Here is a 13,269-nt window from a genome sequence, read left to right on the forward strand (position 1 = left end):
CCGACACCGACACCGACACCGACGCTGTCACCGACGCTCAAGCCGGGGCGCGCGGCGAGCGGTCGACGGCCGCCTAGGCGTCGATGCGCGAGCGGTCGAGCGTCGCCGCCGAATTGGTGATGAACTCCTTGCGCGGTGCGACCTCGTTGCCCATGAGCAGATCGAAGACCTGCTCGGCGCTGTCCAGGTCGTTCATGCTGATGCGCCGCAGCGTGCGGTGCCTCGGGTCCATCGTGGTCTCCGCCAGCTGGTCGGCGTCCATCTCGCCGAGACCCTTGTAGCGCTGGATGGAGTCCTTGTACCGGACGTTCCTGCGCTCGAAGTCGAGCAGCGTCTCGCGCAGCTCACGGTCCGAGTACGTGTAGACGTACTTGTCCTGGCCCTTCTTCGGCTGGCTCAGCTCGATCCGGTGGAGCGGCGGAACGGCGGCGAAGACCCGGCCCGCCTCGACCATCGGGCGCATGTAGCGCTGGAAGAGCGTGAGCAGGAGGCACCGGATGTGCGCTCCGTCCACATCGGCGTCCACGAGCAGGATGATCTTGCCGTAGCGCGCCGCGTCGAGGTCGAAGGTACGCCCCGAGCCGGCTCCTATGACCTGGATGATCGCCCCGCACTCGGCGTTCTTGAGCATGTCCGAGACCGAGGACTTCTGCACGTTGAGGATCTTGCCCCGAATCGGCAGCAGCGCCTGGAACTCCGAGTTGCGGGCGAGTTTGGCGGTGCCGAGCGCGGAGTCCCCCTCCACGATGAACAGCTCGCTGCGGTCCACGTCGTCACTGCGGCAGTCGGCGAGCTTGGCGGGCAGCGAGGAGGACTCCAGAGCGGTCTTCCTGCGCTGCGCCTCCTTGTGCTGACGTGCGGCGATACGGGTACGGGCGGCGGCGACGATCTTGTCGAGCACCGCGCGGGCCTGCGCCTTCGCGTCGCGCTTGGTCGAGGTCAGGAACGCCTTCAACTCCTTGGCCACGACGTTCGCGACGATCCGGTTCGCGGCCGAGGTGCCCAGCACCTCCTTGGTCTGCCCCTCGAACTGCGGCTCGGCCAGACGCACCGTGACGACGGCCGTGAGGCCCTCCAGGGCGTCGTCCTTGACGACGTCGTCCTCGGCGACCCGCAGCAGCTTGGCGCTGCGCAGGACGTCGTTGACGGTGCGCGTGACGGCACGCTCGAAGCCGGTGACGTGGGTGCCGCCCTTGGGCGTGGCGATGATGTTCACGAAGGAGCGCACAGAGGTCTCGTACCCGGTACCCCAGCGCAGGGCGACATCCACGCCGAGGTCGCGGACGACCTCCGTGGGCGTCATCTGCCCGTACTCGTCGAGGACCGGCACGGTCTCCTTGAAGGTGCCCTGGCCGCTCAGCCGCAGCACATCGCACACGGCCTTGTCGCGGGCGAGGTACTCGCAGAACTCGCTGATCCCACCGTCGTAGCGGAAGGACTCCTCGCCCTTGCTCCCGCCCTCGCCGAGACCGTACTCGTCGCGGACCACGAGAGTGAGTCCCGGCACGAGGAAGGCGGTCTGGCGGGCCCGCTGGTGCAAGGTCTCCAGCGAGAGTTTGGCGTCCTTGAGGAAGATCTGCCGGTCGGCCCAGTAGCGCACCCTGGTGCCTGTGCGGGTCTTCGGAATGCGCTTGACCTTGCGCAGCCCCGTCGTGGGCTCGAAGGCGCCCTCCGGTCCCGCGCCCTTGAACTGGCCGGGGACCCCTCGCCTGAAGCTCGTGGTGTGCACCGAGCCGCCCCGGTCCACCTCGACGTCGAGACGCGCGGAGAGCGCGTTGACGACGGAGGCACCGACACCGTGCAGACCGCCGGAGGCGGCGTACGAGCCGCCACCGAACTTGCCTCCGGCGTGCAGCTTGGTCATGACGACCTCGACCCCGGAGAGGCCGGTCTTGGGCTCGACGTCGACGGGGATGCCGCGCCCGTTGTCGCGTACCTCCACGGAGCCGTCCTCGTGGAGGGTCACGTCGATGTGGTCGCAGTAGCCGCCGAGGGCTTCGTCGACGGAGTTGTCGATGATTTCCCACAGGCAGTGCATGAGGCCACGGCTGTCGGTCGACCCGATGTACATGCCGGGCCGCTTCCGCACCGCTTCCAGGCCCTCCAGGACGAGCAGGTGCCGCGCGGTGTAGTTGGAGTCGTCGCGATCTGCTCCTGCCAGCAGAGCTGTCGACGACACGGATGTATCGGCGGTCACGCGGTTCGCTCCTCGCTGAATTTTCTTCTGGGGCCTATTGGCTCAACGTCCCGTCGGGGACGCCGCTCAGAGGGTACCGAGGCCAGGTAGAGCCGCTGTGACGCCACCCTCGCTTCAAACCCACCCTAGTGCAGAATCACACACCCGTTCGAACAATGAAGGTGGTGACTCCCATGTCACGTTCCCTTCCAGGCATGAACCATCTAGGCTCCGGGCACGTCCTCATGCACAGACCGGCAATCCAGCCGGGAGGATGTGACCCTGCACACCACGCGAAACCGTAAAGCACGCACGCTGTAATACGGCACATTCGCCGCCAACCGGCAACGGACAGCCGCCCTCGAAGTTTTTTCGCGAGAAAGGCCGCGAGCGGGAACGTTTTCGGCCTGGTTGGATGTTGACCCTGGTACGACAGCTCGTCGAGCTAGAGAAGAGGCGACGTGACTACTGTTCTGACACCCGCGAGCCCGCTGACGGCCGCTGACCGCTGCGACCGGTGCGGCGCCCAGGCCTACCTGCGCGTTGTCCTGACCAGCGGCGGTGAACTGCTCTTCTGCGCTCACCACGGGCGCAAGTTCGAGCCGGAACTCAAGAAGATCGCCGCTGAGATACAGGACGAGACCGATCGCCTGAACGCTCCCAGCACGGCGAGCGACGAGGAGCACTGAGGCTCCAGGTCGCATCCACCTACGACGAGCCGGCACCGGTGTGAGCCGGTGGAGCGGGCGGGCCTCCCGAGGAGACCCGCCCGCTTTCGTATGGCCCTGGAAGGCCCCGCGTCGCCCTACGTCCGTGTGGAGCCGCCAGCAGGCCGGCCGTACGCCCCACAGCCGCCCTCGGAGGGCTCAGCGGCCCCACAACCGTCCGGGGACCGGCCCGCAGGCCCGGGGACCCGGTCATTCGCCCGCGAGCCGCTCAGCGCTCGCGCAGCCCCTCGCTGTCCGCCACCGCGGAGATACGCGTGTAGACGCCCGGACTGCCCGCCTCGGCGCAGCCGCTGCCCCAGGACACGAGGCCGATGAGCTTGCCCCCGGCGACGAGCGGCCCGCCGCTGTCGCCCTGGCAGGCGTCCTTTCCCCCCTCGGGCTCGCCCGCGCACAGCATCGTGTCGGCGTCGTAGCCACCACCGCCGCTGCCCGGGTAGGCGCTGGCGCAGTCACTGTCCGGCAGTACCTCGATGTCGGCGGCGTGCAGGGTGCTGGCGTACGAGCCGCGCCCCGTCGTGTCCCCCCAGCCGTAGACCTGGGCGCGCGCGCCCGCCCGGTAGCCGGGGTCCCCCGAGAGGGCGAGTGGCAGGACGTGACTCTTCGGCTGGGGGTCCTCCAGCGTCAGCGTGGCCACGTCGCCGGAATTGCTGTCCGGGTCGTAGTCCGGGTTGATCCACGTCTTCGTCACGCGCGCCTCCGTGCCCGCCCGTCCCGAGAGGTCGTCGCGGCCGACGAGCACCCGCAGGTCCTTGAGGCGGTTCAGGGGGACGCCGAGGACCTTCCCGCTGAGGCAGTGCGCCGCTGTGGCGACCGTACGAGGCCCGACGAGCACCCCTCCGCAGTACTGGCCCGAGCGTTCCGTCCCGAAGCGACTGCGGCTGGAAAGGGCCACCACCCAGGGGTGGTCGGCCACCGCCACCTGCTTGCCACCGACGATCACTCCGTCGGCGGCGGCCGGTCCTGGGACGAGGACGGGGGTGAGCGCAGCGGCGGTGGCGAGCACTCCCGCGCTCAGCCGGGTGCGAAGTCCGCGAAGCGGCATACCGTACTCCTTCACTCTGGGTACCGAACTCGCACTCAGCGTGATTCAGCCATCCGAAGAGCGCACGCCCAGCCCTGGCCCTTCGGGCAACCGGCCCAATCCGCCCGCCGGACGTGCGATCCGCGCATGCCGAAGGCCCCGTCGGCCGAAACCGGCGGGGCCTTCGCGGACCTGCTCCTGGGGCCTGGTACCCGGCCCCGCGGATCAGTCCAGGTAGTCGCGCAGCACCTGGGAGCGCGAGGGGTGCCGCAGCTTGGACATCGTCTTCGACTCGATCTGGCGGATGCGCTCGCGCGTCACGCCGTAGACCTTGCCGATCTCGTCGAGGGTCTTCGGCTGACCGTCGGTGAGGCCGAAACGCATCGAGACCACGCCCGCCTCGCGCTCGGAGAGCGTGTCCAGGACGGAGTGCAGCTGCTCCTGGAGAAGCGTGAAGCTGACCGCGTCCGCGGGGACTACTGCCTCGGAGTCCTCGATGAGGTCACCGAACTCGCTGTCGCCGTCCTCACCGAGCGGGGTGTGCAGCGAGATGGGCTCGCGACCGTACTTCTGGACCTCGATGACCTTCTCGGGGGTCATGTCGAGTTCCTTGGCCAGCTCCTCCGGCGTGGGCTCGCGGCCCAGGTCCTGGAGCATCTGCCGCTGCACCCGGGCGAGCTTGTTGATGACCTCGACCATGTGCACCGGGATACGGATGGTGCGGGCCTGGTCCGCCATCGCGCGCGTGATCGCCTGGCGAATCCACCAGGTCGCGTACGTGGAGAACTTGTAGCCCTTGGTGTAGTCGAACTTCTCGACCGCGCGGATCAGACCGAGGTTGCCTTCCTGGATCAGGTCCAAGAAGAGCATGCCGCGACCGGTGTAGCGCTTCGCGAGGGACACCACGAGGCGGAGGTTCGCCTCCAGGAGGTGGTTCTTCGCGCGGCGACCGTCCTCGGCGATGATCTCCAGCTCGCGCTGGAGCTTCGGCGCGAGCTTGTCGCTGTTGGCGAGCTTGTCCTCGGCGAAGAGACCGGCCTCGATGCGCTTGGCCAGCTCGACCTCCTGCTCCGCGTTGAGGAGGGGCACCTTGCCGATCTGCTTGAGGTAGTCCTTGACCGGGTCGGCGGTGGCACCGGCCGCGGCGACCTGCTGCGCCGGGGCGTCGTCCTCGTCGTCGTCGGACAGGACGAAGCCCTGGCTCTCGCCACCGGCGGCCGGCTCGGCGGCCTCCTCGCCCTTGCCCGGCGTCTCCTCGGTGTTCTCCTCGTCGAGGAGCTCGTCCGACTTCTTGCCGGTCTTCTTCGCGGTGGCCTTCTTGGCCGTCGTCTTCTTGGCGGCGGTCTTGCGCGCCGTCGTCTTCTTGGCTGCGGGCTTCTTCTCGGCGGTCTCGTCCTCGACGGTCACCGCGGCGGAGGCGGAGGGAGCGGTCACGGTCGCTGCCGCGGTCTTCTTGACCGCCGCCTTCGTGGCCACCGTCTTCGTAGCGGTGCGCTTCGCCGGACTCTTCGCTGCGACGCTCTTGCGGGTGCGCTTGGGCTCCGCGGCACTGACCATCAGCGTCACACCCTCTTCCTCAAGGATTTGGTTGAGGCTGCGCAGTACGTTCTTCCACTGAGTGGCCGGAATCTGGTCAGCTTCGAAGGCCCGACGCACATCGTCACCGGCGATCTGCCCATTAGCCTTTCCCCGCTCGATGAGCGCCATGACAGACACAGACTCGGCGATCTCCGGCGGGAGCGTACGGGATGTGCTGGCCGACACGAACAACCTCTCGGAACGTTGGAAAACGGCTTCCGGCTCTCGCCCGAAGGGCGGGGGCCGACGACCGCCGGTGGGGATGACCGACGACGCGGGCGGGCGCCGCGGGGACCACAGCACCGGAACCAGTGGCCGTATTCCCCTGAGCGACTCTCACCTCTTAGGTCATCGCGCTGTACCCGGGAGCGTTACGCGCAATCTGCGTGGCCCGAGTCACACACCGAAAGGACACAAGGAGGCACATAGACGAGCATATGCGGTCGCCAAATGTTCTGGAGTGGTCGATGACGGACGGGGGCGAGACACGGAGAGGCAAGAGGTCCCGGAGGTACGCAAGAGTCCGGTTACGAGAGGAACTCGGCGCCACGGGCATGCCCGGCCGACCCGGTCCGGTCCCCCGCACAACGCCCGGGGCCCCTCCTCCGATACGGAGAGGGGCCCCGGGCCAAAGCGCGCGCGACTAGTGCTGCTCGCGGGGCCCCGGCACGACGCGCTCGCCCTCGGGGTGCACGGTGAGCAGCTGGCGCATCGCCGCCTCGGCGCCGACCCCGTCCCCCGAGGCGAGGGCGTCGACGATGCGGGCATGGTGGGCGACGGACGCCTCGTTGGGGCGCTCGCAGCCCATCGCTGGGCCACCCGAGACGTGCAGGGCGGCACTCACGATCCCGGAGAGGTGCTCCAGCATGCGGTTGCCGCCGATCTGGATCAGCAAGGAATGGAACTCGGCGTCGGCCCGAGAGAACGTGATGCCGTCCCCCTGCCCGAGCGCGTGCCCCATGATCTCGACCATGTCGACAAGTCGCTGCTGAACGTCCTCGCGGCCATGTCCGGCGGCGAGCCGCGCCGCGAGCGGCTCGATGCTCCACCGCAGCTCGTTGAGTTCGCGGCGCTGATCATCGCGCTGGGGTCCGTAAGCGCGCCATTCGATGATGTCGGGATCGAGCAGATTCCAGTCACTGACGGGCCGCACCCGGGTCCCCACATTGGGGCGGGCGCTCACCAGGCCCTTGGCCTCCAGAACGCGCAGGGATTCCCGCACGACGGTACGGGACACCTCGAAACGCTGGCCGATCTCCTCGGGGACGAGGGGGCGGTCCGCGCCCAGGTCACCGGAGACGATCATCTGGCCGAGCTGCTGGACGAGTTGGCCGTGCAGGCCGCGGCCTCGACTGGCACCGCCGCGTCGTGGCACCCGGCCAAGTTCCGGCTCCGCGGCACCCCAGGAAGGAACTCCGATCCTGTCCTGGGCGGCCTCGGCATAGGGGTAGCGGTCGATGTCGCCCGGGCCGGCGAGGCCGGAGTCGGCGGAACGGGCGGCGGTCATCATGGTGTGCGCAACGGTACTCACAAAGACTTTGTCGGCGTTCTCCTCAACAGCCTTGAGGTCTTTGGTGAAAAGCACACGAAAGGGTGATCGCTTACCGTTGACCAATTGACGCTTTATCGGAAATTATCGAGCAACGGTCGGGGAGTTGCGCGCGTTTCCCCTCACCTTCCCCTCTCACAAGGCATCTTGCGTTACAGTCCGCGCCGAACGTCCGCCAGGGCGCCTCAGCAGCTCCCAACACGCCTGCCCCCAGCCTCGTTTTCCGGTCGCCGCAAGATCACGCAACGGAACCACCCCCGAGAGAAAGACCTGTTCGAGAAGTGCGGGCTACTACCCTCCGTGAGAAGCGCACTCTTGTACGTGCCTTGGAAGGGCGCCCCGTGCGCCCTGAGCTGCCGGGCGCACAAGGCCACTCGTCAGATCTCAGGACGCAGCATGGGCGGATTCAGCAAGGTGGCGCCCCCTGCCCGGAAAAGCTGCGCCGGCCTGCCACCCTGCCGAGTCGTGGTGCCACCGGTGGGCACGAGAAAACCCGGCGTACCTGTCACCTTGCGATGGAAATTGCGAGGGTCGAGCACGACTCCCCAGACCGCCTCGTAGACGCGCCGGAGTTCGCCGACCGTGAATTCCGCCGGGCAGAAAGCAGTGGCAAGCGAGGAATACTCGATCTTCGAGCGGGCGCGCTCGATCCCATCGGAGAGAATGCGCGCGTGATCGAAGGCGAGAGGCAGCAGTTGCTCATCGTCGCGCCCCACTCCCTCTTCCCCCAGCAGCCGCTCGACCGGCGCCCACCTGGCACCGCTGGCGTCACCGCCCGCGGTGGGCGAGGGAAGATCGGGGGCGAGCGCGAGATGGGCCACGCTGACCACTCGCATCCTGGGATCGCGTCCCGGATCGCCGTAGGTGGCGAGCTGTTCCAGGTGCGCGCCGTGCCGTTCCTCGTCGGAGTCGCGCGCGTGCTCACCGTCGTGGGCGCACAGGCCGGTCTCTTCCTCCAACTCACGCCCCGCCGCGGCCGCAAGATCCTCCCCAGGACGGACAAACCCCCCGGGCAAGGCCCACTGCCCCTGGTACGGGGCCTCCCCGCGGCGGACGAGGAGAGCCCGCAGCCCGTTGTGCCGCACCGTGAGCACCACCAGATCCACGGTGACGGCGAAGGGCGGGAAGTCGGCGGGGTCGTAAGGAGCCATGCGACCGATCATAGTCGTCTACCTGACGATAAACACGTCGTTCACCAAAGCTCGTGGACGCCCCGTCCCCCGACGAGGCCGCCGCTTCCAGCAACACCCAGCGCGCCCGACCAGGCCGCCAACCGCAGTCCCGCCTTCACGATCCCCGGGTACCGGACATCTCCCCCCGCCCCGCGCACTCACCCACACCACCAGGGCGCATCCCGTACGAGACCCGCGGGATATCGCCTGCGACCACCCGTACCTCGACGCGCTTTGTCCGGCTCAAGTGGCTCCGCGCTGCCGATGAACCGCCGCTCCCGAGTCGGCAGCGGGAGCGACGGCCCGCCGGCCGCGCCCTCACGCCCGCAATTGCAGACGCTCGGACGCCTCCTCCACCATCGCGAGCCCCAGCCGGGTGACCCGCGCGGAGAAGCCTTCCCCCGCGACACCGAGACCGGTCAGCCCCAGCTCACCGAGCGGCGCACCACGCACCGGCCGCAGCGCGACAGACCCCTCGGGAACATCGGGACGAATGCCCACGAGCCCCGCGATCACGTGCACCCCCGCAGCGGCGGCCACGGCGGCCGGCCGACAGGCGGAGGGGTGCGGCCAGGGCCTGCTCCCCTCTCCCCGCTGCTCACCGGCGAACATCTCCGGCAGCCGGTACTCGAAATGCTCCGCCGCCGCGAGCAGCCCCCGCAGCAGGGCATGGGACTGCTGCTCGTAACCCGCCGCGGCCAGACCTGTCACGGCGATCGCCGTCTCATGGACCCGCACCGCGCCGCCCCGGTGCCCGAAGGGGCTGTAGCCGTACTCCTTCGCACCGAGGCTCCGCAGTCCCCAACCGCTGTCCATCACCGGGGCACCCAGCAGGCGAGCGAGCTGCCCCGTCCGCGCCGAGTCGAGCAATGAAGGGGCCAGTTGCCCTCCCGGGCCCAGTCCTGTGTCGAGCAGGTGAGCCACCGCACTGCCCAATTGCGGCACCGGGCGCCCCGCAGTGTCGAGCGCGGCGGGAGGTCGGCCACCGCCACGGTCGTCGCACCAGAACTCGCCCCGGAAACGATCGACGAACTCCTCTGCCCAGTGGCCCAGTTCATCACCTCCGGGCCGGTTGATCCCGTCCAGGAGCCCCGCTCCGAGGAGGGCAGCACGGTACGCGTGCGCCTGCGCCTCGACGCGCGCCATGCCGCCGGTCTCCCGGTCCCGCACGTAGGCGTGCCGCTCGGTCTCGCGCCGCAGCCATCCGAGGCAGGACTCGGCGATCGGGGCGAGTTCCTCGACCGCGGAGGCGTCGAGCCCCCACCTCCACGCCTCGGCCAGCAGCGCGGGGAAGAGCAGAGTCGCCTCCACGCTCGTGCTTCCCGGCGGCAGGTGGGGTCCAGCATCCCGCAAGGGCCCTGGGATTCGGCCTTGTTCGGGCCCCTCCACTACCTGAGTACGCGCCAGGGCCCGCAGGGTGCCCGCCGCCAGCCGGGTGCCGAGCGGCAGGGCCATGCGGGCGGCGGCCAGGGCCTCGGCGGGAGCGAGGCCGCAACGCCAAGGGGCACCAGCCGCAAGGTGCACCTCCCCCGCTTCGCCCGGCTCCCGTAAGAGCAGCGCGTTGAGGTCCCCGAGCGAGGCCCGCAGGAGGGCGGCAGCCCGTGGATCGTCGCCCGAGGCAGCGGCCTCGGCGAAGACCGGTGTTCCACCACGCGCCACCGGGCGCGTGCCACCAGAAAGCTCCGGCCTCAGCCGGACCTCGATGCACCGCCTGCCCCCCGCCGGGAGCTCCAACTCCCAGCGCAACAGCCCCGATGCCGCTACGACATCGGCAGCGGGCGGCTCGGCGACGAGCGCCACCTTGCCCGCAGGGGACGACCACTGCAGCCCGGCGCCGTGCACGGAGGCCCGCAGGGCGGGGACCCGGCGTCCGGCGGCCACGACCCCGAGGTCCGCGAGATCGCAGCCCAGGGTGAGTTCGACCACGAGTCGCAGCGGGCGCACCGACGTGCTGCGCAAAGTGATGCGCTCGCTGCCTTCGGCGTGGCGCTCGCGCTCCACCAAGAGATCGGGATCGGGCCCGGGTCCGCCGAGCCCCCGCAGTACCCCCGTGAACCGCGTTCGGTCAGCGCCCACGGCGCGTGCCTCCACCGGCAGGGGTTCCCGCCCCGCGACCTGGAGGCGGCACAGCGAGAGCAAACGCTTCCCCGAGTGGTAGAAGCCTTCGAGCCCTTGCCCGGTCAACTGCCCGTGCTCGGCGGAGATCGCCAGGCCCGGCAGGGCGACGGCGGTCAACGTCCGGTGCGTCGCGGGAGGTTCCGCCGGACGGCGGACTCCTTTGCCATGCGGGCCGGCCGCGGGCGCCGGTCTCCCCGGTGCGGAACGGTACTCGCGACCACCGGGCCGTGGTGCGGTCAAGGACATCAGAGGGCTTCTTCCGCGTGCCGATCGAGAGATGGGGGCGAGGCGGTGCGCAGGGTCCCCACAGCTCCGCCACGGAATGAACGCCCGAAGGGGGCGACGGGTCACGGGCGCCGGACCACATGCCCCGACATTCCCCCGGCCGTCCGTCACCGCTCCACCCCCGATCCGCCGGGCCACCGTCCGGTGCCCGGAACCTCTCGCCCTGTCGCGCATGCCCCTCCCCTCACGCCGCAGGAACCCGCCGCTACTCCGCACCGGCCGAAGGGCCCTGGTCACCGCTGGGGTACCGACTGGGCGGCATTACCTCCTGACCGAACTCGCCCCGACTCGCAGGAGCACTTCGGTCGCCCGAATTCCTGCCACCCAAAGGCGCGTCGTCACCGCCACTGCCCGGAACCGTCCCGAAAACCTTCCGGCCCCCTTGCTCCCGACCGGACGCAGAGTCCTTCTGACTCCCCCGTCCCGCACCGGACCCTCGGGTCTCCCGACTCCCGCGCCTCGGACCAGGCGTCTGCCTGTCGTGGCGGCCCTGCCCCGTACCGGGAGCAGGGGCCTCGCGCTCGTCGGCCGCCGAATCATCAGCCGATGTGGCCTCGCCGCGGAACTCCGGGCCGGGTCCGCAGCTCGGCACGGGGGCATCGATCCGGTCCATGGGCTGCGCGCGGTCCGCCTCCTTCTCCCCCTCCCAAGGCCGTACGACGGCGTCCGAAGGCTGCGGGCCGCTGTGCTCTCGCCCGTTCCGCGGCGAGCGGTCGACCGCGGCACGACGATCACCGGCCCCGGACCTCCCGTTTTCCCCTTCCTGCTGCTCCCGCTTCGGCGCGTGCGCACCTTCACATCCGGGAGGCGATACAGCGAGACGTCGCCGGGTCCGCGTGTACGCCTCTTTTCCCCCGCCCTCCCTCCGCTTCACGGCCTTGTCACCGGGACGCCCCGGCGCGGCTCCGCCGGGCCGCCTGCCACCGCGCCCCCGCGTCGCCGGACGGGCAGCGGAGCCCGTCCGTGCGGCAGAGCCCGTCCGTGCGGCAGAGCCCATACGGCGGCGTCCGTCACCCGCCCTTCCATCGGCCGTCTCGCCTCCGAGCCCGCCCCGCGGCGCTTCCTCAACGCTCTGGGGCGCTCCGGATTCCCGCTCGCCCGCATGGACCGATCCCGTGCCATCGGCGCTGGAACCGTTGCATGCCGGCGTCGGCCTGCCGGGCGAACGACGTGCGACGGGACGTCCCGCGCACCCGCGCAACTGCTGCCGGATCTCCTCCGGTTCGACCCCGTTGTCGAACGCCTGGTCCAGGAGCGCCGCGAACACGTAGTGCGGATCGACCGCGAGCGCGAGGTGCAGAGCGAGCCGCGCCTCGCTTTCGTCGCCGAGCGCCCAGGCCGTCCAGCCGACGAGCGAGAGCGGCGCTGCCGCGTGTTCCTTGTACGAGAGCACACACCGACGTGCGAGAGCGCGCCACAGGCGACGCGCGGCATCGGGGAAGGCGAGGAAGCTCGCCGCCTCGTCCCGGGCCTCCCGGTCCTGGAGGCCGATGACGAGCCGCGCGGCTTCCTCGTGGGTGAGCGCCTCGTCGTCCGCGAGGTCGGCTTCGAGCGGGTCCGAGGGAACAGGCACCGTCGCGAAACGTGTCAGAACGTTGTCAAGCAGCCCGATCGTCCCACGTCGGATCTTGAGCACGTTCTCTCGGCTGCTCAGGATCTGCGGGAGGAGGTCGAGGGCGACCAGATCGAGTACGCGCTCCTGTGCTTGCGCGGCAGCGGTGCGCCAGGGCAGCAACCGGCTCTCCAGAACCGCGGCAGGGAGCGGAATGGGCGTTCCCTCGTAGACAGAGGTCGCGGCGAGGACCGAGCTTCCGGCCGGCAGCAGGGTGGCGCCTGCCGGCTCCTGCTCTTCGAGCGGGGTCACGTAGGACCAGGAGCGCCCGGTGGAGACACACAGCGCTTCGATGACCGGGACGTCGAAGCGGCCGCAGGCGACGCGGATGTCCTGGGCGAGGGGACGCAGCCGCTCGCGCACCTCCACGGCACCGGGCGGCGGCACGGCACCGGGCCCGGCTTCTTCCGGCTCCTGGAACAGGAAGGCGACGACACCATCGGGGAGGGAGCCTCCGCGCCGCTTCCGCGAGAAAGTGGCCACTCCCCTTCCGGGACCATTCCCCGGGGAGTCGAGGAGCATCGTGGCCGCCCGCTCGGCGATCTGCGGCCACCGCGCCGGATCATCCGGGATACGCACGGCCGTACGTCGCCCGAGCCGGCCCCGTTCGCCATGCAGCGCGAGCAGGACGACGCTGTTGCCGGGGACGTAGCCCAGGAGGTAGGGGAGGGAGTCGGCGAGCTCCGCGAGGGATTTCAGCGAGATGGCATGCCGTTTCGGGAGCCCTTTCCCGGAGGACTCGGCCTCGGGCGGGGAGGCGGTAGGACCGGTACGGAAAGCCGCGGAGGGGAGGGGCTCGTCCCACTGCCGCGAGGGGTCATCCTCGGGCGAGCGTCGCTGCGCGGGGACCCTGGGGCTCTGGGGAAGCGAGGCCGGAGGGTCCTCGCCCCTGCGCTGTGCGGGGACGACGACGTCCGGCTCCTGCGCGGGAAAGACGCCGTCCGACTCCCGCACAACCTCGGGACGGCCCGGCGGCGGACCGGCGGCATCCGATTCGGCAGTGGAGGCAGGCGACCGGGACTCATCCGAG

General features: G+C 70.2%; 8 protein-coding genes. 1 reads left to right on the forward strand and 7 read right to left on the reverse strand.

Annotated features, from left to right (window positions below; all coding sequences use genetic code 11):
- Positions 1 to 73: 73 nt before the first annotated feature.
- On the reverse strand, positions 74 to 2,197 hold the full coding sequence (locus ACIP4O_RS29490; protein ID WP_401579123.1) for a type IIA DNA topoisomerase subunit B: 2,124 nt from the start codon (positions 2,195 to 2,197) through the stop codon (positions 74 to 76).
- 440 nt (positions 2,198 to 2,637) lie between these two features.
- Between ACIP4O_RS29490 and ACIP4O_RS29495 the strand changes: the two genes are divergently transcribed.
- A complete protein-coding gene (locus tag ACIP4O_RS29495) occupies positions 2,638 to 2,865 on the forward strand; it encodes a hypothetical protein (RefSeq protein ID WP_164290398.1) in 228 nt (75 codons plus the stop codon).
- A gap of 247 nt (positions 2,866 to 3,112) precedes the next feature.
- On the opposite strand, the gene ACIP4O_RS29500 is transcribed toward ACIP4O_RS29495, so the two are convergent.
- The 6 genes from ACIP4O_RS29500 to ACIP4O_RS29525 form a co-directional block, all read right to left on the reverse strand.
- Positions 3,113 to 3,946 carry a S1 family peptidase gene (locus ACIP4O_RS29500; protein WP_401579125.1) on the reverse strand — a complete coding sequence of 278 codons (834 nt, stop codon included), beginning with the start codon at positions 3,944 to 3,946 and terminating at the stop codon, positions 3,113 to 3,115.
- A 204-nt stretch (positions 3,947 to 4,150) separates the two neighbouring features.
- The gene (locus ACIP4O_RS29505) at positions 4,151 to 5,695 is read right to left on the reverse strand and encodes an RNA polymerase sigma factor (RefSeq protein ID WP_361330589.1); all 1,545 of its coding nucleotides are present in this window, start codon (positions 5,693 to 5,695) and stop codon (positions 4,151 to 4,153) included.
- A gap of 451 nt (positions 5,696 to 6,146) precedes the next feature.
- Positions 6,147 to 7,034 carry a FadR/GntR family transcriptional regulator gene (locus ACIP4O_RS29510; RefSeq protein ID WP_343244687.1) on the reverse strand — a complete coding sequence of 296 codons (888 nt, stop codon included), beginning with the start codon at positions 7,032 to 7,034 and terminating at the stop codon, positions 6,147 to 6,149.
- A gap of 395 nt (positions 7,035 to 7,429) precedes the next feature.
- Positions 7,430 to 8,203 (reverse strand): NUDIX hydrolase, encoded by a 774-nt coding sequence (locus ACIP4O_RS29515; RefSeq protein WP_361330592.1) that lies wholly within the window; start codon positions 8,201 to 8,203, stop codon positions 7,430 to 7,432.
- A 339-nt stretch (positions 8,204 to 8,542) separates the two neighbouring features.
- On the reverse strand, positions 8,543 to 10,459 hold the full coding sequence (locus ACIP4O_RS29520) for a glycogen debranching N-terminal domain-containing protein (protein WP_401579128.1): 1,917 nt from the start codon (positions 10,457 to 10,459) through the stop codon (positions 8,543 to 8,545).
- A gap of 373 nt (positions 10,460 to 10,832) precedes the next feature.
- The gene (locus ACIP4O_RS29525) at positions 10,833 to 13,193 is read right to left on the reverse strand and encodes a DUF4192 family protein (protein WP_401579130.1); all 2,361 of its coding nucleotides are present in this window, start codon (positions 13,191 to 13,193) and stop codon (positions 10,833 to 10,835) included.
- Positions 13,194 to 13,269 lie beyond the last annotated feature (76 nt).

The organism is Streptomyces sp. NPDC088923, from assembly GCF_044749745.1.
Classification (GTDB): domain Bacteria; phylum Actinomycetota; class Actinomycetes; order Streptomycetales; family Streptomycetaceae; genus Streptomyces.